Below are 506 nucleotides of genomic sequence, written 5' to 3'. Positions count from 1 at the left end.
ACCGTACCAGTGATAGTGACATCACCTTCCGATTCGGCCTTGTTGATCACGTCGTCTTCAGCGATCACATTGATCGCGATCTCGGCTTCGGGCAGATCCGTATCGATGCCGTAGTCACGGTCAGCTTCAGCGCTGGCTGGGTTGCCAGCGGCGTCTTCGGTCTCAACCTTGGCTTTAACGTTCGTGTCTTGGATCAACTCAGAGCCAGGAACGTCTACGTTCCAGGTCTTACCGTCAGCGTTAACGGTCGTGGTGTAGTCCTTACCATTGACCGTCACGGTCACGGTATCACCAGCCTTAACATCCTTGCCAACGGTACCCGTAATGGTCACGTCGGACTCGGACTCAGCCTTGTTGATCACGTCGTCTTCAGCGATCACATTGATCGCGATCTCGGCTTCAGGCAGATCCGTATCGATGCCGTAGTCACGGTCAGCTTCAGCCGAAGCAGGGTTACCTGCCGCGTCTTCAGTCTCAACCTTGGCTTTAACGTTCGTGTCTTGAAT

General features: G+C 54.3%; 1 protein-coding gene. It reads right to left on the bottom strand.

The window, feature by feature from the left end:
• Positions 1–506 (bottom strand): Ig-like domain-containing protein (locus IE156_RS18310; protein WP_189394110.1); only part of this gene is annotated, 506 nt, incomplete at both ends.

Origin of the sequence: Alcaligenes pakistanensis, assembly GCF_014652815.1 — a bacterium.
GTDB classification, from domain to species: domain Bacteria; phylum Pseudomonadota; class Gammaproteobacteria; order Burkholderiales; family Burkholderiaceae_B; genus Alcaligenes; species Alcaligenes pakistanensis.
This window is presented reverse-complemented; position numbering and strand designations above follow the sequence as displayed.